Here is a 20,882-nt window from a genome sequence, read left to right on the forward strand (position 1 = left end):
CACTCCCCTGGAGAGAGGTTCACCGTGCGGTTGGGTCGACACCGCGCCGCGTTAGGCGTTGAGCTGCGGCGGAGGAAGGCACTCCAGCGAGGTTCGCTGGCCGGGATCACCGCCGTGGCTCTTGTCGCGGGCACGCTCGTGGTGCTCTTCGGCGGGGGCGGGGCGCTGTGCGCTACGCGAGAGCCTGTTCTGGTCAATGTCGCGGCGGCGGTCGATGTGGCCCCCGTGGCGATGCAGGCGGCCTCCCGCTTCAACGAGACCAAGACCTCCTCGGGCGGCCGCTGCGTGCTCGTCCAGGTCACCGAGCAGCCGCCGGCCACGGTGCTGCGCACGCTGATCGGCGACAAGGCGGGCGTGCTGCGCCAGCGGCCGGACGGCTGGATCGCCGACTCCTCCGCCTGGATCCGGCTGGCCCGCAAGCAGGGCGCGAGCGCGCTGCCCGCCGGGGAGAGCGTGGTGGCGACCTCGCCGCTGGTGTTCGCCACCCGGTCCTCGCTCGCGCGGACGTTCTCCGTCGGCGGCACGCAGATGAACTGGCGCATGGTCTTCCCCGCGACCGTGCGCGGGCGGCTGCTGCCGACCGACCAGGAGCCGGACGTCGTCCGTGTGCCCGATCCGTCGCTGGCCGGCGCGGGCATCGCCACCGTCGCCGCGGCCCGCGACGTCGTCGGCACCGGTCCGGAGGCGGACAAGGCGCTCACGGCGTTCGTGCGCTGGGCGCAGGCCGGCTCCGCGCCCGACTACCGCACGATGATGGCCGCCGTGGACGACCGCTCGTTCTGGAAGCGGCCGGTCGTCATCGTGCCGGAGCAGTCGGTGTGGAGCCACAACCAGCAGTCCTCGCCGGACCCGGTCGTCGCGTTGCGCCCGCGCGAGGGCACGATCATCCTCGACTACCCGTACGTCGTGACCGCCACCGACCCGGACGTGGCGGAGGCGTCGCGGGCCTTCGCCGACTGGCTGCGCGGCGAGGAGGCGCAGGACCTCGTGCGGCGGGCCGGGTTCTGGTCGGGGGACGGCGCCCGGGGCCCGGTCTCGCCGGGGCCGCAGCTCCCGGCGGAGACGCCGGTGGCGCGTCCCTCGGTGTCGCCCGAGGACATCGACGACGCGCTCCAGGCGTGGAGCAGGCTCGCCCCGCCGACCAACATCCTGGTGCTGGCCGACACCTCCCGGCACATGGCCGAGCGGGTGAAGGACACCACCCGGGTCGCCATCGCGCTCCAGGCGGCCAAGATCGGGTTGCGGCTGTTCCCCGACTCCACGCACATGGGCATGTGGGAGTTCGCCGACGGGCTCGGCGGGCCCAAGGGGTACCAGGAGCGGGTGGGGCTCGGGCCGATCACCCGGCCCGACACCGGCCAGGTGATCCGGCGCAGCGTCCTCGACGAGCTGACCAGCACCATCACCGCGCACCCCGACCGCGACAGCTCGCTCTACGACGCGATCCTCGGCGGCTTCCGCACGCTGACCGGGGAGTACCGCGAGGAGATGAACAACACGCTCCTCGTGATCACCTCCGGCAAGGACGACGGGCACGGCACGTCGCTCCAGGGCCTGGTGGACGAGCTGCACGACGAGTGGCGGCCGGACAAGCCCGTGCAGATCGTCATCATCGCGTTCGGGGCGGGCGCGGACCGCGACAGCCTGGGCCGGATCACGGCCGCGACGAACGGCTCCCTGCACGTGGCGCAGCAGCCCGGGGAGATCATCGACGTCTTCCTCGCCGCCCTGGCCCGCCGCCTGTGCCACCCCACCTGCAAGCCGACGCCCTGACCGAGCGGCGCATGAGGAAGGCGCCGCCCCGGGTGCGCGGGACGGCGCCTCGTCATGGGAGGGACCGCTGGATCAGACGCGCTGCCAGAGCGCCGGGACGTTGGGCGGCTCCCACCCGGCGATCGCGGTGTGGGCCTGGAGGCACCGGTAGGAGGCGCCGCCGTAGGTCACCACGGCGCCCACGGAGTAGGCGGTGCCGGCCTTCCAGGTGCCGCCGGGGTTCGAGGTCGGCGGCGGGGTGGGGGTCGGCGTGACGGTCGGCGTGGGTGTGGGTGTGGGTGTGGGCGTCGGGCCGCCGCCACCGCCGCCGATCTGGAGGTCGATGCAGGAGTAGAAGGCGTTGACGGTGTCGGAGATGTTCCAGATCGCCAGGACCTTCTGCCTGCCGGAGTAGCCCGAGAGGTTCACCGTGTGGGAGACCGTCGCGGGCGGTTGCTGGCCGTTGCCGCTGAAGGAGGCCACCCTGGTGTTGCCGATGTAGTACTCGTAGGTGCTGGTGGCGTGACGGGCGGTGAACGTCCAGGTGAACGTCACGCTCTTGCCGACGGAGGTGGCGGGCCACGGCTTGCTCTCGTCGCTGAGCTGCCGGAAGCGGTCGACGTTGGCGTGGCAGGTGCGCAGCCCCTTCGGGCCTTCGACGCTCTGCGGCTCGTAGACGATGTCGCCGCAGTTCGGCACCTGACCGCGGGCGCAGAACGCCTGGCGGCTCGGTGGCGAGTTGATGTACCCGTGGGCCATGGCGGGCTCGGCGACGAACACCGTGGCGGCGATCGTGATCACCGCCACGGCCAGTAACGTGAGCGTCCTTCGCATGAAGTGCTCCTTCACGTGGGGGGTTGCCCCAAATGTAAAGGAAACTTTCCTATCGGTAAATGCTTGCTGACGCCCCGTGTCAGAACTCAGCGGGTCACGATGAAGTCGGCCGGATCGCGGGGGGCGCGGTCGCGGGGCGGCGCGGCGGCGTGGCCCACGGCCACGCACCCCATCGGGTCCCACGAGTCCGGCAGGTCCAGCACCTCGCGCACCACGGGACGGCAGAACATCGTGGACGACACCCACGCCGACCCCAGCCCCTCGACCGCGAGCTGGATGAGGAGGTTCTCCACCCCCGCGCCCATCGCCACCACGAACATCTCCCGCTCCGAGGCGTTGCGCCGGTCGTCGCGGTAGGTGTGGGAGCCCTCCATCACCAGGCACGGCACCACGAGGTACGGCGCGTCGCGCAGCACGTCGCCGCGCCGGACCCGCTTGGCGATCGACTCCTCGCCGAAGCCGTCGCCGCGCAGGTCGGCGATCCACGCCTCACGCATGGCGTCGAGCAGCTTCAGCCGCGCCGCGGCCGACTCCACCAGCACGAACCGCCACGGCGTCGTGTGGTGCGGCGCCGGGGCGGCGATGCCCGCCGCGACCGCCCGCCGCACCGCCTCCGGGTCCACGGGCTCGTCCGAGAACGCGCGGATCGTCCGGCGGGCGAACACCACGTCCCGCGACCCGTACCGGAACAGGTCGTCGTCGGCCGGCCGGATCAGCGGGCGGACGCCCGGCCCGTCCTCGTCCGTGACCAGATGCGCGAGGCCGCGCACCAGGGCGACGGGAACACCCGCCAGCTTGCCTTTGACCAGCTCGGCGGCCGCGGCGATCTCGTCGGCGAGCGCGGTGACCGTCGCGTTCAGCGGGTTGCCGTGGGTGTCGGCGCCGCCGCGGAAGTCCTCCAGCGGGACGACCCCGGCCGCGCCGATGGCCACGTCGGTCAGCCCGTTGCGCCAGGGACGGCCGAACGTGTCGGAGACGATCACCCCGGTCCGCACCCCGAGCAGCGCGGCGAGCCCGGCCCGGACGCGGCGGGCGGAGGCGTCGGCGTCCTCGGGCAGGAGCAGGACGGTGCCCGGCTCGGTGTTGGAGGCGTCGACGCCGGCCGCGGCCATCACGAACCCGTGGCGGGTCTGGGAGATCACGGTGTCGCCGCGCCGGGCGACGACCCGGACCGTCTCCTCCTCGATGGCGGCCGTGCGGTCGGGCGCCCGCCGCACCCGGCCCTCCGCCTTGCTGACGATCTTGGAGGTGATGACGACGATGTCGCCGTCGCGCAGACCGGCGTCCCGCAGGAGGAGCGCGAGGTCGTCGCCCGGCCGGACCTCGCCGAGGCCGGTGACGGGGATGACCTCGATCCGTCCGGCGCTCATCGGGCCAGCTCCAGGGCCAGGTCGAGCGCGGCGCGGGCGATGTCGGCCGCCACGTCGGCCCCCGTGGCCGGGTCGCGCATGAGGATGGGCCCGGCCACCACACGCACGCCGTCCAGCCGGACGCCGGAGTCCTCCGGCGCCACCAGCCAGCCGTCGACGAGCTCCGGGCCGTACAGGTCGAGCACCGCCTGAGCCGACGTCTCGACGCCGATCGCCGTGAGACAGGCGTCGGCCATGCCCCGCACGGGGGCGCCGCCGATGATGGGGGAGACGCCCACGACGGTCTTGGGCAGCAGCGCCTCGCGGATGCCGGGCACCTGGAGGATCGTGCCGATGCTGACCACCGGGTTCGACGGCGGCAGGATCACCACGTCGGCCTCCTCGATCGCCTCCAGCACGCCGGGGGCCGGCTTGGCGCTGTCGACGCCGACCAGCGCGATCGACTCGGCCGGCACCGAGGCGCGCAGCCGTACCCACCACTCCTGGAAGTGGACGGCACGCCGGCCGCGCTCGTCGGTGACGACGACGTGCGTCTCGCAGCGGTCGTCGCTCATCGGCAGCAGCTCCACGCCCGGCTGCCAGCGCGCGCACAGCGCCCGCGTGATCTGGGAGAGCGGGTAGCCGGCCTCCAGCATCTGGGAGCGGACGATGTGGGTGGCGAAGTCGCGGTCGCCCAGCCCGAACCACTGCGGCTCGACGCCGTACGCGGCCAGCTCCTCCTTGACGACGTGGGTCTCCTTGGCCCGGCCCCAGCCCTGCTCCTCGTCGATGCCGCCGCCGAGGGTGTACATGACCGTGTCGAGGTCGGGGCAGACCCGCAGGCCGAAGAGGGTGATGTCGTCGCCTGTGTTGCCGATCACGGTGATCCGGGCGTCGGGCGCGGTCTCGCGCAGTCCGCGCAGGAAGCGCGCGCCGCCGATGCCGCCGGCGAGGGACACGATGTGCATGCGGACCAGTCTTCCACCGGCCGGTGACACGCCCGAGCCGGGCTCGGCGTTGCCGATCCGCAACCCTCCGAAAATCACGCCATAGAAGGCGATCTGGTGCTTTTGGGGGATAAGTGGTTGCCGGGACTCCCGTCATCCATGACGGTGATGTGGCAAACTCCCTTCGGGCTAAAGGGTCCGATGGGAGTAGTTGTGAGCAAACTTGACGCAGCTCGGCTGAGGGAGCCGGCCGCCTGGCTGATGCTGGCCGCGGGCGCGATCAACGTCCTGCTGTCCATCGGCAGGCTGCTGATCGGCACGACGACCGCGTACGGCGGCGGCTCGTCCCTGATGGACCGCGCCTTCACCCACTTCTCCAGCCTCACCAGCCCGGTCACCGCGGCCCTGCTCGTCGGCTCCGTGCTGCTGGTCACCCGGTTCGGGCCGCCGTCGCCCAAGGCCCGGTTCGTCACGCTCGGCGCGGCGGGCGCGCTCGGCCTCGCGACGCTGTTCGGCGCGCTCGCGCTGCTGCTGGGCCTGCTCTCGGGCAGTGGGGCCCGCCTGACGGTGGAGTTCCTGCTCTCCGGCGTGCCGCTGCTCGGCCTGACGGCCATCGCGCTGGTCTACCTGCTCCCGCAGGCCCTCGCCGCGACCCCGGGCGGCCAGGGCGGACGTCCCGGCTTCGCGCCGCAGTCGTACGGCAACGCGGCGCACGGCAGCGGCTCGGACGCGTTCGGCCCCGGGTACGACCCGCAGGGCCGCCCCGGCCCGTACGGCCGGCAGCCGGACCATGGTCAGCAGCCCGGCTACGGCGGTCAGCCGCAGAGCTTCGGCGGTCCCGGCGACGGCGCCCCCTACGGCCCGCAGGACCCCTACCAGCAGCCGCAGGGCCCGCAGCAGCACGCTCCGCAGCCCCGGGCCGCACTCCCCGCCGCGCCGGGCGACAGCCGGGCGGACGCCGGCCAGGACACCCCGCCGCACGGCCACCCCGAGCCGGGCTTCGCCCAGTCCGACCCGGGCTTCGCCCAGCCGGACCAGCAGCCCGCGTACGGCCAGAGCGACCAGCAGCCCGCGTACGGTCAGGCAGGCCAGGACCAGCAGCCCGCGTACGCGCAGGCCGACCAGCAGCAGCCGTTCGGTCAGCCGGGCGGGTCCTTCGGCCAGGGCGACGCCCAGCAGCCGCCCCACGGCCAGGCCCAGCCGGGCTACGGCCCCTCCGACCAGCAGCCTCCGTTCGGGAGCCGGCCGGACCAGCAGCCCTCCTACGGCGGTCAGCCGGAATCGCAGGCTCCCTTCGGCAACCAGACGGAGCAGTTGCCCCTCTACGGCCAGCCCGAGCAGCCCGCCGCGTTCGGAGGCCGGCACGGGCAGCAGGCCACCTCCGGCCAGGACCAGCCCGTCTACGGACAGGCGGCCCAGAGCGACCAGCAGCCCGCGTACGGCCAGCCTGGTCAGGACCAGCCCGTCCACGGGCAGACGGGCCAGGGCGGGCAGCAGGCGCCCTACGGTCAGGCGGCCGAGCAGGAGGGCTTCGGCCAGACCAGCCCCACCCAGGCGTTCCCCCCGCAGCCCGGCCAGCAGACCTACGGCCAGCCGGGACAGACCCCGTCGTCGTACACCCCGGCCGACACCGCGCCCGGCGGTTACCAGCAGCCGGCCGAGTACCAGCCCGCCCCGTACGTCCCGGCCGACAGCCACCCCGGCCTCTACGGCCAGTCGAGTCCCTACTCGTCCCTGGACTCCTCGCCGGACGTCTACTCCACGGCCGACTCCGGCCCCGGCACGTACCCGACCCTGGACACCCCGCTCACCCCGTACGCGCCGGCCGACTCCCAGCCCGGCGGCTACACCCCCGCTGACTCCCAGCCGGGCGGCTACCCGCCGGCCGACCCCCGGCCCGGCGGCTACACCCCCGCCCACTCCCAGCCCGACGCCTACGCCCCGGCCCCCGACTCCCAGGCGAACCCCTACGCCACGGACGCCCAGGCCGGCACCCCGTACGGCTCCTACGGCACGCAGCCCCCGAGCGGCGTCCAGCCCGCCGCGCCGTACCCCCCGGCCCACGACGCCGGCGCCGCGTACCAGCCCCAGGCCCAGTCACAAGCTCAGCCTCAGGCCCCGGTCCAGCAGCCGAACGCCTTCAACGCCCCCGCCGACCCCGTCTACGCCTCCGGCGAGACCTCCCCGAGCGTGCCGTACCCCCCGGCGGGCCAGGAGCAGCGACCGGCGTACGAGCAGCAGGGCGGCCAGCCGTTCACCGGCTACTCCGGCCACGAGTACGCGGCCCAGCCCGCCTACCAGGAGCCCGACCCGCCCGTGGACCCGCGCTCCCAGCAGCTCCTCGACGCCTACCAGCAGGCCGAGACGTACCAGCACACGGGCCAGCACACGGGCCAGCACACGGGCCAGCCGGGTCAGCACTCGGGCCAGCAGCCCCGGCAGCCGTACGACGACCTGTTCGGCCACCCCCAGCAGGCCCAGCAGCAGACCGGCGCGCATCACGCGGGCCCGCAGCAGGGGTACGGGCAGCCCGCCCCGCAGGGCTACGAGCCCCAGCAGTCGCACTACGAGCCGCAGCCCTACCAGCAGCAGCCACCCTCGCAGGGCTGGGAGCAGGCGAGCCCCGAGTCGACGGTACGGCTCGACCAGCAGCAGCACTACGCCCCGGGCGGCACCGACCGGCCGCGCGACGGCGACGACCCGATCGACCCCACGGCGATCTACACGCCCAACGAGCCACGCAGGTAAGAAAGCGGCAAAGCAAAGGCCAGAGAGTAGGTGGGCCACGGGCGGGGCTCTATACCGCCCTGGTACGGTTCCGACCGCTGACAGCGTTGAACACGCCAGGCCAACGCCATGGATCCCGTGGTGATAGGTCAGGTACGAACATCACATGCCATGCACACCGGGGCGAGAGCTGGCCTTTCCCCGGATACCGGCATGCCGCTTGACGTCACGCACAGCACACGCGTGTAATTACCACCATGTTGTTACGCCTCTCCGTGGGTGGGTAATAAGGGAGGCGTTCATGGGGGGCTCCATTGCGGGCGGGCGGCAGGGAGGTGTGCAGTGACCGATCTGGTCATCGCACAGGATCAGCTTGACGCTGAAGAACTCGGATGGCAGGAGCGCGCCCTGTGCGCGCAGACTGATCCTGAGGCGTTCTTCCCGGAGAAAGGCGGCTCCACCCGAGAGGCCAAGAAGGTCTGCCGGTCGTGTGAAGTACGTGCAGAGTGCCTGGAATATGCACTTGAGCATGATGAGCGATTCGGCATCTGGGGTGGGCTGTCCGAGCGGGAGCGCAGAAGGATCAAGCGCCAGGCCGTTTAGGGATATCTGTCGAAAGGGTCACGCGGAGCTCCGCGTGACCCTTTCTCATGCCCGGCTCTCATGCCCGGCCTCTGCCCGCCGCGCCTGCTCAGCGCCGGTCGTCGTAGCCAGGGTCGACCGTCTCCGGCGACAGGCCGAGCAGCGTGGCCACCTGCTCCACGACCGTGTCGTGGACGAGCGCCCCGAGCGTGTCGCGGTCGCGGGCGCGCGCCTCCAGGGGACGCCGGTAGAGCACGATCGACGCGGGGTCGGCGCCCTTGGCCGGCTCCGCCCGGCCGAACGGGACCGGCTCGGCGCCCGTCGCCGGACCGTCGCCCAGCTCGTTGAGCGGTGGCACGTCCTCCACCGCGAACTCCACCGCCGAGAGCTGCTTGCCCCACTGCGGGCGCAGCCGGTCGACCGCGTCGAGCACCAGGTCGTCGAACCGCTCGCTGCGCGATCGGGCGATGGGCACGTGGGACGGCGCCAGTGGTCCGCGCAGACCGCGACCGTGCCGATCGCGCCGCCGTTCGCGCCGCCTCGGGCCCGGCTCATGTGTCACACGGCAAGTCTAAGGGGACACGGCGCGGGGGCAGAGGATGGCAGGCATCGGTGCATGTGGGTGGAAAGGCTGCGACAGCTGTCCGAATTGTGGCGACACGCTCTTTAAGAGCGCTCAGATAGTGGCGCCCCGCCCCCTTACCGGATACGGTCCCTCCGTGAGCCCCGTCCGCCGCTGTTCCCGCACCGCCTGCAGCCAGCCTGCCGTCTTCACGCTCACGTACGTATACGCCGACTCGACCGCTGTTCTCGGCCCTCTGGCGACGTACGCGGAGCCACACTGTTACGACCTGTGCGCCGAACACGCCGAGCGGCTGACCGCTCCCCGCGGCTGGGAGGTGGTGCGCCTGCCGACGGACGGCGCCTCGCCCAGCTCCGACGACCTTGAGGCGCTGGCCAACGCCGTCCGTGAGGCCGCCCGGCCCACCCCCGCCGGTGGCGAGCCGGTCGGACAGGGCGTCGAGGTCGGCCGCCGCGGGCATCTGCGCGTCCTTCGTTCCGCCCAGCAGCACCGTGACCGGTAGGCTCGTCCAGACGTAGCGGACCTAGGGGCGGAGCTGGAGAGTGGGCGACCTCGCCAAGATCTTCAAGGCTTACGACGTACGCGGAGTGGTGCCCGACGAGCTGGACGAGCCGGCGGCGGAGGCCGTGGGAGCGGCGTTCGCGGAGGTGACCGGGGCGGAGTCGGCCGTGGTCGCCCATGACATGCGCGACTCCTCCGTGCCGCTGAGCATGGCGTTCGTGCGGGGCGCGCGATCGCGCGGCGTCGACGTGGTCTACGCGGGCCTCGGGTCCACCGACCTGCTCTACTACGCCAGCGGCAGCCTCGGCCTGCCCGGCGTGATGTTCACCGCCAGCCACAACCCGGCCCGCTACAACGGCATGAAGATGTGCCGCGCGGGCGCGGTGCCGATCGGCGGCGACACGGGCCTGACCGAGATCCGCGACCGGGCCGCCGACCTGCTCGCCAGGCCCGGCGGCGCGCTCGCCGGCGGCGGGGGGGCCGGGGGCGGGGCGAGCGGGTCGCTCATCGAGAAGGACCTGCTCCAGGGCTACGCGGGCCACCTGCGCACCCTCGTCGACCTGTCCGGGATCCGGCCGCTCAAGGTGGCCGTCGACGCGGGCAACGGCATGGGCGGCCACACGGTGCCCGCCGTCTTCGACGGCCTGCCGATCGAGGCGGTGCCGCTCTACTTCGAGCTCGACGGCTCCTTCCCGAACCACGAGGCCAACCCGCTGGAGCCCGCCAACCTGGTCGACCTGCAGCGCGCGGTCGTCGACAGCGGCGCCGACCTCGGTCTGGCCTTCGACGGCGACGCCGACCGCTGCTGGGTCGTCGACGAGCGCGGCGAGTCCGTCTCCCCGTCGGCGGTGACCGCGCTGGTCGCCACGCGGGAGCTGGCCAAGCACCCCGGCTCCGTGGTCATCCACAACCTCATCACCTCGCTCGGCGTCCCCGAGATCGTCCGTGAGCACGGCGGGCGGCCGGTGCGCACCCGCGTGGGCCACTCGTTCATCAAGGCCGAGATGGCCCGCACCGGCGCGGTCTTCGGCGGCGAGCACTCCGCCCACTACTACTTCCGCGACTTCTGGTACGCCGACTCCGGCATGCTGGCCGCGCTGCACGTGCTCGCCGCGCTCGGCGAGCAGGACCGGCCGCTGTCCGAGGTGGTCGAGTCCTACTCCCGCTACCACGCCTCCGGCGAGATCAACAGCACGGTCGGCGACCAGGCCGCCGCGCTGCGCCGGGTGCGCGAGGAGTTCACGGGCAGGGGTGAGTTCGACGAGCTCGACGGGCTGACCGTCACCGGCTCCGGCTGGTGGTTCAACCTGCGCGCGTCCAACACCGAGCCGCTGCTCAGGCTCAACGCCGAGGCGGCCGACGAGACCATGATGAAGGCGGTCACCGACGAGGTGCTCGCCATCGTGAGAAGGGTGTGAGAGTGAAGATCGACGACTGGCTGCTGGAGATCCTGGCCTGTCCGGCGTGCAAGTCATCCCTGCGGGTCGAGGGCGAGGCCGGCGGTGAGGGCGGGGAGCTCGCCTGCACCGGCTGCGGGCTCGTCTACCCCGTCCGCGACGACATCCCGGTGTTGCTCGTCGACGAGGCCAGGAAGCCGTGATCTGGGAGCCCGAGCGGCTCGACGACCAGCACCACCTCACCGAGGCCGACCCGGGCGGCATGCTGCTCGCGGTCGCCGCGTCGGCGGCCCAGGTGCGCACCGGCTACCGCGTCGCCGTCGAGGCGGGCCTGCCGGGCCTCGCCGGCCAGGCCCGGCCCCGCGCCGTCGTGGTCGCGGGGATGGGCGGCTCGGCCATCGCGGGCGACATCCTCGCCGCGGTCTGCGGCCGGGGTGTCCCCCTGCCGATCGTCACCGTGCGCTCCTACCAGCTTCCCGGCTGGGTCGGCGCCGCCGACCTGGTCATCGCCGTCTCCTGCTCGGGCCGTACCGAGGAGACGCTGTCCGTGGCCACGGAGGCCGTGCGGCGCGGCTGCCAGCTGCTCGCGGTGGGCGGCGCGGACTCGCCGCTGGAGGCAGTCGCCAGGCAGGCGTCGGCGCCGTTCGTGGCGGTCCCCGCCACCGGGCAGCCCCGGGCGAACGTCTGGCTGCTGACCGTCCCGCTGATCGTGGCCGCCGCCGCGCTCGGCCTGGTCCAGGTCGAGGCGGAGCTGTTCGAGGAGGTGGCCAAGGAGCTGGAGGCCATCTCCCACCGGTGCCGGCCCTCCAGCGAGTCGTTCATCAACCCCGGCAAGACGCTGGCCATGGAGCTGGCCGAGACCGTGCCGATGATCTGGGGCACCTCGCCGCTGTCGGCCGTCGCCGCCTACCGGCTGGCCTGCCAGCTCAACGAGAACGCGAAGTACCCCGCGGTCTTCGGCGAGCTGCCGGAGGCCAACCACAACCAGGTCGTCGCCCTCGACGGGCCGCTGGCCCAGCGCGACGTGTTCGCCGACGACCCCGGCCACGGTCTGCGGCTGGTGCTGCTGCGCGACACCGAGGAGCACCCGCAGGTGACGCGCCGCCGCGAGGCGTCGGCGCGGCTCGCCCACGAGCGCGGCGTGCCGGTCAGCGAGCTGGCCGCCGAGGGGGAGCATCCGCTGGTGCGGATGGCCTCGCTCATCGGGCTCGCCGACTACGCGAGTGTCTACCTCGCTCTCGGGTACGGCGTCGACCCCACCCCGGTGTCGGCCATCACGGAGCTGAAGGCCAGGATTGCGGAATAGGATCCCCTCCCCGGGGCAATGAGTACATGATCTTTATGAGCGGAGCAGACCGGTGAGCGCGAGCGGCGGAACGAAGGCAATCATCGCGGCCTTGGCGGCCAACCTGGCCATCGCCGCGTCGAAGTTCGTGGCCGCCTTCTTCACGGGCTCGTCGTCGATGCTGGCCGAGGGCATCCACTCGGTGGCCGACTCGGGCAACCAGTTGCTGCTGCTGATCGGCGGCAAGCGGGCCCAGCGCGGGCAGACCAGGGAGCACCCGTTCGGCTACGGCCGCGAGCGCTACTTCTACGCCTTCGTGGTGGCGGTGGTGCTGTTCACGATCGGCGCGGTGTTCTCGCTCTACGAGGGCATCCACAAGCTCTCCTCCGACGAGGGGGTGGAGTCGCCCATCTGGGCGTTCGCCGTGCTGATCTTCGCGATCGTGGCGGAGGGATTCTCGTTCCGCACGGCCATCAAGGAGGCCAACCCGCAGCGCGGGAACCAGCCGTGGTTCACCTTCATCCGCCGGTCCAAGTCGCCCGAGCTCCCGGTCATCCTCCTGGAGGACCTCGGCGCGCTGCTCGGCCTGCTCTTCGCGCTGTTCGGCGTGGCGATGGCGGTCATCACGGGCAACCCGGTCTGGGACGCCATCGGCACGATCATGATCGGGCTGCTGCTCGCGGTGATCGCGATCATCCTGGCGATCGAGACGAAGTCGCTGCTGCTGGGCGAGAGCGCCACCCCCGAGATGGAGCGCCAGATCTGCGAGGCGCTGGAAGCCGCGGACGAGGTCGAGCGGGTGATCCACATGCGGACGCTGCACCTCGGGCCGGAGGAGCTGCTGGTGGCCGCCAAGATCGCGGTGGCCCACAACGACACGGCGTCGGAGGTGGCCAGGGGCATCGACGAGGCAGAGCGGCGCATTCGCGAGGCCGTGCCGATCGCCCGGGTCATCTACCTGGAGCCCGACCTCGACCGTTCCCGTACCACCACGGCCTGATCTCTGAGACTCGGCACGAGAGCCCCGGCTGCCGGGGCTCAGGTGAGCGGCGTCGGCTTGTTCCCGCCTCAGACGCGCGCGCCTGAGGCGGGGCCGGCCGAGAGCGCGCTCACCAGCTCCACGCCCGCGGCGGCGCGGCCCCGGCTGTGACCGTCACCCCCGGATGACCGGCCCGGGGGTGCCACGCACGGGATGTCCTACTCGTGCGCCGTCAGGCAGGACCTCCCGCTCCCGCTCTGGTCGAACAGGCAGCGGCCCTTCTTGTCGAGCGTGACCACCTTGCGCACGCCGCTGAACTGCTTGAGCGTCTTGTCGATCGTGCGCAGGGCCCGGGCGTCGCTACCGATGCCGTCGCCCACGACGGTGCGGCAGAAGCGCAGCGTCGCCGTGCCATTCTTGATCTTGATGGCGAAGTCGCTGCCGCAGTTCGACCGGCCGCGCAGCTTGCCCGTGAGCTCCGAGTGCAGGCCGCGCCCGCGCTCGGCCTTGGTGGGGCCGGTGATCAGCTGCCGGACGGCGAACCTGGCCACCCCCTGGTCCGGGGCCTTACGGGTCACGGCCACCACCTTGCCCGGGATGCCGTGCCCCTTGGAGAAGTACACCTTGACCTCGCGGGGCTCACCGGCCGCGCCGGTCTGGGCGGCCTGGGCCGCGGAGTCCGGCGCGTGCGCCGCCGGGGAGGCGGCCTGCGCCGGGGAGAGCGCGAGCACGGAGGCCATCAAGAGCTCTTTCATGATTTCTTTGACGTATGGACGGGGGTGCTGGTTCGAAGCAGCCGCAGCGCCTTCTCCTTCTCGAAGTCGAGCGCCCGCCGTGGCACCGGGATGCGCCCGATCCGTACCCCGAGGTCGCGCACGGCCGCGGCGACCGTCGGCTCGCTGAGCACGCGTAGCGCGAACGCCAGCTCGGCGGGGGAGACGTCGAACTGTTTCTCCAGCTCCACGCCCTGCGCCACGGCCGCGAGCTCCTCCGGCCCGAAACGCCGGTGGGCGCCCTGCTCGCGGACCGGGGGCAGCAGGCCGAGCGCCTCCCGGTACCGCAGCATCCGCGGGGACATGCCGAGCCGCCGCGCGGCCTCCGTGATACGCATTCTTACATTCTTACGTCAGTTTCGGGGGTGCCGGGATGCGACCTCGCCCGCGGGGCGCCTAAACTCGTCGGCGACACCGTCCCGACGCGAGGGGAAACAGATGGACTTCAAGGTCGCCGACCTTTCACTTGCCGACTTCGGCCGCAAGGAGATCAGGCTCGCCGAGCACGAGATGCCCGGGCTCATGGCGATCCGTAAGGAATACGCGGCCGCGCAGCCCCTCCGCGGTGCGAAGATCATGGGCTCCCTGCACATGACCATCCAGACGGCGGTCCTCATCGAGACCCTCGTCGCGCTCGGCGCCGAGGTGCGCTGGGTGAGCTGCAACATCTTCTCCACCCAGGACCACGCCGCCGCGGCGGTCGTCGTCGGCCCCGAGGGCACGGTCGACGACCCCAAGGGCGTGCCGGTCTTCGCCTGGAAGGGCGAGACACTGGAGGAGTACTGGTGGTGCACCGAGCAGGCCCTGACCTGGCCCGGCGGTGACGCCCCCAACATGATCCTCGACGACGGCGGCGACGCCACCCTGCTCGTTCACAAGGGCGCCGAGTACGAGAAGGCCGGCGCCGTGCCCGCCGCCACCGCCGAGGACCCGGAGGAGTGGCACGTCATCGTCGACCTGCTGACCCGCACGGTCGGCGACGACAAGCGGTGGACCCGGATCGCCGAGAGCATCAAGGGCGTCACCGAGGAGACCACCACGGGCGTCCACCGCCTGTACGAGATGCACAAGAACGGCCAGCTGCTGTTCCCGGCGATCAACGTCAACGACTCGGTCACCAAGTCGAAGTTCGACAACAAGTACGGCTGCCGCCACTCCGTCATCGACGGCCTCAACCGGGCCACCGACGTGCTCATCGGCGGCAAGGTGGCCGTGGTCTGCGGCTACGGCGACGTCGGCAAGGGCTGTGCCGACGCGCTGCGCGGCCAGGGCGCCCGCGTCATCGTCACCGAGATCGACCCGATCTGCGCCCTGCAGGCGGCCATGGACGGCTTCCAGGTCACCACGCTGGACGAGGTCGTCGGGATCGCCGACATCTTCGTCAGCGCCACGGGCAACTTCAACATCATCACCGCCGAGCACATGGCGAAGATGAAGCACCAGGCGATCGTGTCCAACATCGGGCACTTCGACAACGAGATCGACATGGCGGGCCTGGCCAAGCTGCCCGGCATCGTGAAGAACAACATCAAGCCGCAGGTCGACGAGTGGGTCTTCGCCGACGGGCACTCGATCATCGTGCTGGCCGAGGGCCGCCTGATGAACCTCGGCTGCGCCACCGGCCACCCGAGCTTCGTGATGTCCAACTCGTTCACCAACCAGGTGATCGCGCAGATCGAGCTGTTCACCAAGACCGACGAGTACCCGATCGGCGTGTACACGCTGCCCAAGCACCTGGACGAGAAGGTCGCCCGGCTCCACCTCGACGCCCTGGGCGTCAAGCTGACCGAGCTCACCAAGGAGCAGGCCGCCTACATCGGCGTCCACGTCGAGGGCCCGTACAAGTCCGACCACTACCGGTACTGATTTTTCGGTTCGAGGCTCCGGAGGGTGTTCTCTCCCTCCGGGGCTGTTCGTTTCATGATTTTTTACGGCAGGCCAGGTCACCCGCACTCGCCGACGTCGCTTCCGTCTGTCATGGCCGGTCGTGAGGGCTCACGGAGCACTCGCCGTGACGAGCGCGTTCTTGGCCGTGTTCTTCGGTTGAAGGCATCCCATGGACGTCAGTGAAAGCGGCGAGCGGCAGATCTCCTGGGCTGCTCGTTCGATGCCGGTGTTGACCGCGATCGGTGAGCGGTTCGCGCTCGAACGGCCGCTGGACGGGCTGAGGATCGCGGCGTGCCTGCACGTGACGGCCGAGACCGCGGTCCTCATGGGCGCGCTCAAGGCGGGCGGCGCCGAGATCGCGCTGGCCGCCTCCAACCCGCTGTCCACGCAGGACGACGTGGCCGAGGCGCTGCGCGGCTACGGGATCGCGGTCCACGCGCGGGCCGGCGTTGACCGGGCCACCTACTACGGGCACATCCACCGCGCCCTCGACATCGCGCCCGACCTGGTACTCGACGACGGCTGCGACCTGGTCAACACGCTGCACACCGAGCGCACCGACCTGCTCGGCGGAGTGAGCGGCGGCTGCGAGGAGACGACCACCGGGATCATCCGGCTGCGGCAGATGGCCTCGGAGGACGCGCTGAGGTTCCCGGTCGTGGCGGTGAACGACACGCGGACGAAGCGGATGTTCGACAACCGCTACGGCACCGGGCAGTCCACGCTCGACGGCATCATGCGGGCCACCAACACCATGCTGGCGGGGCGGACCGTGGTGGTGGCGGGGTTCGGGTTCTGCGGGCGGGGCGTCGCGGAGCGGGCCAAGGGGTTCGGCGCGCGGGTCGTGGTGACCGAGATCGACGCGGTCAAGGCGCTCGACGCGACCCTGCAGGGCTACGAGGTGCGGCCGATGGCGGAGGCAGCGCAGGCGGGCGACCTGTTCATCACGGTCACGGGCAACCGCGACGTGATCCGGGCCGAGCACCTGGCCGTCATGAAGGACGGCGCCATCCTGGCCAACGCCGGGCACTTCGACGTGGAGATCGACGTGCGGGCCCTGGACGAGCTCGCCGTCGAGGTGCACCGCGGCGTACGGCCCAACACCGACGAGTACGTCCTGCCGGACGGCCGGAGACTGCTGCTGCTGGCGGAGGGCCGCCTGGTGAATCTGACGGCCGCGGAGGGGCATCCCGCGGCGGTCATGGACATGTCGTTCTCCGCGCAGGCCCTGGCGGTCGCCTGGCTGGCGGGGGAGCGGGCCGGGCTCGCGCCCGGGGTCTACGACGTGCCGGAGTCGATCGACCAGGAGGTGGCGCGGCTCAAGCTGGTGGCCACGGGCATCGGCATCGACGAGCTCACGGAGGAGCAGGAGTCCTACCTCCACTCCTGGCGCGCCGGCTCCTGACCCCCTGTGGCCCGCCGCCGGAGGTCGCCGGTCAGCGCATGGCTGACATGCGGCGGATCTCGGCGGCCTGGCTGACGGAGATGTCCTCGGCGATCTCCTGGACGCGCAGGTGCGAGCCCTGCTTCAGGACCTCCGTCGACATCGTGATGGCCCCCTGGTGGTGGGCGGTCATGAGCTGGACGAACAGCCGGTCGAAGGCGGCGCCCTGGGCGGCCTTCAGCGACTCCATCTGCTCGGGCGTGGCCATCCCGGGCATGCCCTCGTGCGCGGCGTGGTGGTCGGGGACCTGCTGGCCCTCCGCCTTCAGCCAGTCCGTCATCATCGCGATCTCGGGGCCCTGCACGTCGTTGATCCGGGAGGCCAGCCGCCTGACCGCCTCGCTCGCGGCCCGGGAGCCGGCCAGCAGGCTCATGTCCAGCGCCTGGCGGTGGTGCACGATCATGTTCTGCAGGTAGCGGACGTCGGCCGCGTTGGCCTTCTGGGGCGGCACGACGGTGGCCGCCTCGCTGGGCGACAGCGTGCGGGCCTCCTCGCCCGGCCGGCCGGGGGCGATGACGGGCGCCGTCTCGGTGGCCGTGGGAGCCGGGGGAGCGGCGGCAGGGGAGTCCGTGCAGCCGGCGACGAGCAGCAAGGCGCAGGCGCCGACGATGAGTACGCTGCGCACCCGACCTCCTTGACCGCGGGACGTTGCGACGTTGCACTGTAGACGGTCCGGCAACACGCCGTAAACACCTCAAGTCAGCAAATTTCTTGACACACTGCCCGCTAGGCGACATATGACAAGACGAGTCAGAATCGTCTATTTATATAGGCTTTATCCTCCGAGAGGAGCCCGAGTGCCCACCCTGCGAAGGAGTCTCGTCGCAGTGGCGGCGGCCGTCGCCTTAGGCGCGATGGCGCTGCCCGCGTCCGCCGCGGACATCCCTCCGGTTGACACCGTGGTGACCAGCCCCAACGTCTCCCACGTGCTCAACATCCCGAAGCCGGCGCCCATCGCCGGGACCATCAACACCGACATCGCGTTCCAGGGCGGTTACGCGTACGTCGGCAACTACGGTGGGTTCTCCATCTACGACGTCCGCGACCCGAAGCAGGCCAAGCCGGTCAGCTCGGTCGTCTGCCCCGGCAGCCAGATGGACGTCAGCGTCCACGGCAACCTGCTCTTCGCCGCCGTGGACAGCTCGCGCAGCGACGACTCGTGCAACAGCACCGGGCTCTCGGCCGACCACAAGGAGGCGTGGGAGGGCGTCCGGATCTTCGACATCAGCGACAAGTCCGCTCCCAAGTACGTCAAGTCGGTCGAGACGAACTGCGGCTCCCACACCCTGACCCTCGTCCCGGGCAAGGGCCGTGACCGCAACCGCAACGTCTACGTGTACGTCTCGTCGTACAACCCGTCGGCGACCTTCCCCGACTGCCAGCCCCCGCACGACAAGATCTCCATCATCAAGGTGCCGCTGGGCAACCCCACGGCGGCGGCCGTGGCGGCCACGCCGGTCGTCTTCCCCGACGGCGGCAACGAGACCCAGCCCGGCCTGCTCCTGCCGACCAGCGGCTGCCACGACATCACCGCGTACGCCGAGAAGGACATCGCGGCCGGCGCCTGCATGGGTGACGGCGTCCTGTTCGACATCTCCGACCGGCTGAACCCGAAGGTCACCGCCCGGGTGAGCGACCCGAACTTCGCCTTCTGGCACTCGGCGACGTTCAGCAACGACGCCAGGAAGGTCGTCTTCACCGACGAGCTCGGCGGCGGCGGCGCGGCCACCTGCAACGAGGCCATCGGCCCGAACCGGGGCGCCGACGCCATCTACGAGATCACCCGGGGCCGGCTCGTCTTCAAGAGCTACTTCAAGATCCCCCGCTACCAGGCCGAGAGCGAGAACTGCGTGGCCCACAACGGCTCGCTGATCCCGGTCAAGGGCAAGGACATCATGGTCCAGGCCTGGTACATGGGCGGCGTCTCGATCTGGGACTTCACCGACTCCACCAAGCCCAAGGAGATCGGCTACTTCGAGCGCGGCCCGCGCGCCGACGGCAGCAGCGGCGGCGTCTGGTCGGCGTACTACTACAACGGCCACATCTACGCGGCCGACTTCCACCAGGGGCTCGACGTCCTCAAGATCAACGACCCGCTCACCGACGGCGCCCAGCGGGTCCGCACGGACCGGCTGAACGTCCAGAGCCAGGAGTCCTACCGCGGCGGCTGGGGCCACGACTGACCGTCTCCCCCACGCGCTGGGCCGGCCCGTCTCCTCCACGGGCCGGCCCTCGCGGTCTTCCGGCAGGTGCGCCGCGAAGGGTGATATTTCCTGCCATAGTGGGGCCGCTGACTTCATCCCCGACCAGGAGGTCCTCAGTGCCGTCCAGAATCGGCCGCGTCCTCGTGCTGACGGGAGCGGTGCTGGCTCTCGTGACAGGCCCGGCCCAGGCCCGCGACGACGGTGGCAAGGCCAGCTCGAACATCGAGCACGTGACCACCGTCCCCAAGAAGGGCCCGTTCGCCGCGTCCGACGCCTTCAGCACGGACCTGGCCTTCCAGGGGAACTACGCCTACCAGGGCAACTACTACGGCTTCACCGTCTACGACATCCGGAACCCGGCCAAGCCGGCCGTGGTGAGCCGCGTCTCGTGCCCCGCCGCGCAGAACGACGTGTCGGTCCACGGCGACCTGCTGTTCCTGTCCGTGGACGAGCCGCTCAAGGGCGACTCGTGCGACGCGGGGCCGACGTCGGCGGCGTTCAAGTCCGCCTGGGAGGGCATCCGCGTCTTCGACATCTCCGACAAGTCCCGCCCGAAGTACATCAAGGCCATCAGGACCGCGTGCGGCTCGCACACGCACACGCTCGTGCCCGACAAGACGGGCAAGGCGGTCTACCTGTATGTGTCCTCGTACGGCCCGTCGAGCGACTTCCCCGGCTGCAAGCCGCCCCACGACGGCATCTCGGTCGTCAAGGTGCCGCTGGACCGCCCGAAGGCCGCCAAGGTGGTCTCCAGGCCGGTGCTCTTCCCCGACGGCGGCAACGAGAAGCAGGAGACGCTCCTCGCGCCGACCAGCGGCTGCCACGACATCACGGTGTACGCCGGGAAGAACCTGGCCGCGGGCGCCTGCATGGGCGACGGCGTCCTGATGGACATCTCGGACCGGGAGCACCCGAAGGTCACCGCGCGGGTGACCGACGAGAACTTCGCCTTCTGGCACTCGGCCACGTTCAACGCCAAGGGCGACAAGGTGGTCTTCACCGACGAGCTCGGCGGCGGCCTCGGCGCCGTCTGCACCAAGGCCGTCGGCCCGCAGCGCGGCGCGGACGCCATCTACACGGTCGCGAACGGGCAGCTCGTCAAGCAGGGCTACTACAAGATCCCGCGCCACCAGGGCACCGGCGAGAACTGCGTCGCCCACAACGGCTCGCTGATCCCGGCCAAGGGCCGCGACATCATGGTCCAGGCGTGGTACCAGGGCGGCGTGTCGGTCTTCGACTTCACCGACGCCGCCAAGCCCCAGGAGATCGCCTACTTCGACCGGGGCCCGGTCTCGCCGCGTGACTTCGGCGGCTCCTGGTCGGCGTACTACTACAACGGCCACATCTACAGCAGCGACATCCGCATGGGCCTGGACGTGCTGCGCATCAAGGACCCGCGCACGGCGTCCGCGGCCGGGAAGCGGCTCAAGGCGCTCAACCCGCAGACGCAGTAGGCACGCCGCTCACTGGGGAGGCGCGAACCCGCCCGGCGTCGGCCGCAGCGGCTCGGCGGGCGCGACCGGCGGCCGCTCCTCCCACGGGCCCGGAGCCGGCGGCCCCGGCTGACCGTACGCCGGCTGACCGTACGCCGGCGGGCCACCCGCGGGCGGTCCGGGGGGCCCCCCCCCCCCGCCCCCC

Annotated in this window: 19 protein-coding genes; 12 read left to right on the forward strand and 7 right to left on the reverse strand. The window is 71.5% G+C overall.

What is annotated here, in order from left to right:
• Window positions 1-114: 114 nt before the first annotated feature.
• A complete protein-coding gene (locus AB0H64_RS24690) occupies window positions 115-1,773 on the forward strand; it encodes a substrate-binding and VWA domain-containing protein (RefSeq protein WP_357628574.1) in 1,659 nt (552 codons plus the stop codon).
• 72 nt (window positions 1,774-1,845) lie between these two features.
• Here the strand turns inward: AB0H64_RS24690 and AB0H64_RS24695 are convergent, their stop codons facing one another.
• The 3 genes from AB0H64_RS24695 to cofD form a co-directional block, all read right to left on the reverse strand.
• Window positions 1,846-2,586: a lytic polysaccharide monooxygenase gene (locus AB0H64_RS24695; RefSeq protein ID WP_357628576.1), complete on the reverse strand. Its 741-nt coding sequence runs from the start codon at window positions 2,584-2,586 to the stop codon at window positions 1,846-1,848.
• A gap of 86 nt (window positions 2,587-2,672) precedes the next feature.
• Window positions 2,673-3,956 (reverse strand): coenzyme F420-0:L-glutamate ligase, encoded by a 1,284-nt coding sequence (locus AB0H64_RS24700; RefSeq protein ID WP_357628578.1) that lies wholly within the window; start codon window positions 3,954-3,956, stop codon window positions 2,673-2,675.
• Window positions 3,953-4,903 carry a 2-phospho-L-lactate transferase gene (cofD, locus tag AB0H64_RS24705; RefSeq protein ID WP_357628630.1) on the reverse strand — a complete coding sequence of 317 codons (951 nt, stop codon included), beginning with the start codon at window positions 4,901-4,903 and terminating at the stop codon, window positions 3,953-3,955. Before cofD ends, AB0H64_RS24700 begins: the two co-directional genes overlap by 4 nt.
• 192 nt (window positions 4,904-5,095) lie before the next feature.
• Here cofD and AB0H64_RS24710 point away from each other — a divergent pair, with 192 nt between their 5' ends.
• Complete coding sequence (locus AB0H64_RS24710; protein ID WP_357628580.1) at window positions 5,096-7,630, forward strand: hypothetical protein; 2,535 nt, start codon at window positions 5,096-5,098, stop codon at window positions 7,628-7,630.
• Between the two features lie 321 nt (window positions 7,631-7,951).
• Window positions 7,952-8,212 carry a WhiB family transcriptional regulator gene (locus AB0H64_RS24715; protein WP_049564653.1) on the forward strand — a complete coding sequence of 87 codons (261 nt, stop codon included), beginning with the start codon at window positions 7,952-7,954 and terminating at the stop codon, window positions 8,210-8,212.
• Window positions 8,213-8,300: 88 nt separating this feature from the next.
• Here AB0H64_RS24715 and AB0H64_RS24720 read toward each other — a convergent pair whose 3' ends face one another.
• The gene (locus AB0H64_RS24720) at window positions 8,301-8,753 is read right to left on the reverse strand and encodes a metallopeptidase family protein (protein WP_357628583.1); all 453 of its coding nucleotides are present in this window, start codon (window positions 8,751-8,753) and stop codon (window positions 8,301-8,303) included.
• A 157-nt stretch (window positions 8,754-8,910) separates the two neighbouring features.
• Here AB0H64_RS24720 and AB0H64_RS24725 point away from each other — a divergent pair, with 157 nt between their 5' ends.
• Genes AB0H64_RS24725 through AB0H64_RS24745 form a run of 5 tightly spaced genes read left to right on the forward strand, consistent with a single transcriptional unit; the run spans window position 8,911 to window position 12,957 of the window.
• Window positions 8,911-9,276: a DUF3499 domain-containing protein gene (locus tag AB0H64_RS24725; RefSeq protein ID WP_310708182.1), complete on the forward strand. Its 366-nt coding sequence runs from the start codon at window positions 8,911-8,913 to the stop codon at window positions 9,274-9,276.
• 40 nt (window positions 9,277-9,316) lie between these two features.
• Window positions 9,317-10,693 carry a phosphomannomutase/phosphoglucomutase gene (locus AB0H64_RS24730; RefSeq protein ID WP_357628586.1) on the forward strand — a complete coding sequence of 459 codons (1,377 nt, stop codon included), beginning with the start codon at window positions 9,317-9,319 and terminating at the stop codon, window positions 10,691-10,693.
• Complete coding sequence (locus tag AB0H64_RS24735) at window positions 10,690-10,875, forward strand: Trm112 family protein (RefSeq protein ID WP_310708180.1); 186 nt, start codon at window positions 10,690-10,692, stop codon at window positions 10,873-10,875. The genes AB0H64_RS24730 and AB0H64_RS24735 overlap by 4 nt, the downstream gene beginning before the upstream one ends.
• Window positions 10,872-11,978: a bifunctional phosphoglucose/phosphomannose isomerase gene (locus AB0H64_RS24740; protein ID WP_357628589.1), complete on the forward strand. Its 1,107-nt coding sequence runs from the start codon at window positions 10,872-10,874 to the stop codon at window positions 11,976-11,978. The genes AB0H64_RS24735 and AB0H64_RS24740 overlap by 4 nt, the downstream gene beginning before the upstream one ends.
• 52 nt (window positions 11,979-12,030) lie before the next feature.
• Window positions 12,031-12,957 carry a cation diffusion facilitator family transporter gene (locus tag AB0H64_RS24745; RefSeq protein ID WP_357628592.1) on the forward strand — a complete coding sequence of 309 codons (927 nt, stop codon included), beginning with the start codon at window positions 12,031-12,033 and terminating at the stop codon, window positions 12,955-12,957.
• Between the two features lie 197 nt (window positions 12,958-13,154).
• Here AB0H64_RS24745 and AB0H64_RS24750 read toward each other — a convergent pair whose 3' ends face one another.
• Both AB0H64_RS24750 and AB0H64_RS24755 read right to left on the reverse strand, forming a co-directional pair.
• A complete protein-coding gene (locus AB0H64_RS24750) occupies window positions 13,155-13,691 on the reverse strand; it encodes a GerMN domain-containing protein (protein WP_357628595.1) in 537 nt (178 codons plus the stop codon).
• Window positions 13,688-14,047: a MerR family DNA-binding transcriptional regulator gene (locus AB0H64_RS24755; RefSeq protein WP_357628598.1), complete on the reverse strand. Its 360-nt coding sequence runs from the start codon at window positions 14,045-14,047 to the stop codon at window positions 13,688-13,690. Before AB0H64_RS24755 ends, AB0H64_RS24750 begins: the two co-directional genes overlap by 4 nt.
• A gap of 100 nt (window positions 14,048-14,147) precedes the next feature.
• On the opposite strand from AB0H64_RS24755, the gene ahcY reads away from it, so the two are divergent.
• Window positions 14,148-15,575 (forward strand): adenosylhomocysteinase, encoded by a 1,428-nt coding sequence (gene ahcY / locus AB0H64_RS24760; protein WP_357628601.1) that lies wholly within the window; start codon window positions 14,148-14,150, stop codon window positions 15,573-15,575.
• A gap of 190 nt (window positions 15,576-15,765) precedes the next feature.
• Window positions 15,766-17,001, forward strand: coding sequence for an adenosylhomocysteinase (locus AB0H64_RS24765; RefSeq protein WP_357628604.1), 1,236 nt, complete (start codon window positions 15,766-15,768; stop codon window positions 16,999-17,001).
• 31 nt (window positions 17,002-17,032) lie between these two features.
• Here AB0H64_RS24765 and AB0H64_RS24770 read toward each other — a convergent pair whose 3' ends face one another.
• On the reverse strand, window positions 17,033-17,665 hold the full coding sequence (locus AB0H64_RS24770) for a DUF305 domain-containing protein (RefSeq protein WP_357628606.1): 633 nt from the start codon (window positions 17,663-17,665) through the stop codon (window positions 17,033-17,035).
• Window positions 17,666-17,837: 172 nt separating this feature from the next.
• Between AB0H64_RS24770 and AB0H64_RS24775 the strand changes: the two genes are divergently transcribed.
• The gene (locus AB0H64_RS24775; RefSeq protein ID WP_357628609.1) at window positions 17,838-19,223 is read left to right on the forward strand and encodes a hypothetical protein; all 1,386 of its coding nucleotides are present in this window, start codon (window positions 17,838-17,840) and stop codon (window positions 19,221-19,223) included.
• 137 nt (window positions 19,224-19,360) lie between these two features.
• Window positions 19,361-20,698 (forward strand): hypothetical protein, encoded by a 1,338-nt coding sequence (locus AB0H64_RS24780; protein WP_357628612.1) that lies wholly within the window; start codon window positions 19,361-19,363, stop codon window positions 20,696-20,698.
• Window positions 20,699-20,882: the final 184 nt, after the last annotated feature.

Source organism: Nonomuraea sp. NPDC050733, assembly GCF_040654215.1.
In the GTDB taxonomy this organism is placed as follows: domain Bacteria; phylum Actinomycetota; class Actinomycetes; order Streptosporangiales; family Streptosporangiaceae; genus Nonomuraea.

Coding starts and splice junctions, on each gene's coding strand:
- AB0H64_RS24695 (WP_357628576.1), bottom strand. CDS start 2,586: ATGCGAAGGACGCTCACGTTACTGGCCGTGGCGGTGATCACGATCGCC.
- AB0H64_RS24700 (WP_357628578.1), bottom strand. CDS start 3,956: ATGAGCGCCGGACGGATCGAGGTCATCCCCGTCACCGGCCTCGGCGAG.
- cofD (WP_357628630.1), bottom strand. CDS start 4,903: ATGCACATCGTGTCCCTCGCCGGCGGCATCGGCGGCGCGCGCTTCCTG.
- AB0H64_RS24750 (WP_357628595.1), bottom strand. CDS start 13,691: ATGAAAGAGCTCTTGATGGCCTCCGTGCTCGCGCTCTCCCCGGCGCAG.
- AB0H64_RS24755 (WP_357628598.1), bottom strand. CDS start 14,047: ATGCGTATCACGGAGGCCGCGCGGCGGCTCGGCATGTCCCCGCGGATG.
- ahcY (WP_357628601.1), top strand. CDS start 14,148: ATGGACTTCAAGGTCGCCGACCTTTCACTTGCCGACTTCGGCCGCAAG.
- AB0H64_RS24765 (WP_357628604.1), top strand. CDS start 15,766: ATGGACGTCAGTGAAAGCGGCGAGCGGCAGATCTCCTGGGCTGCTCGT.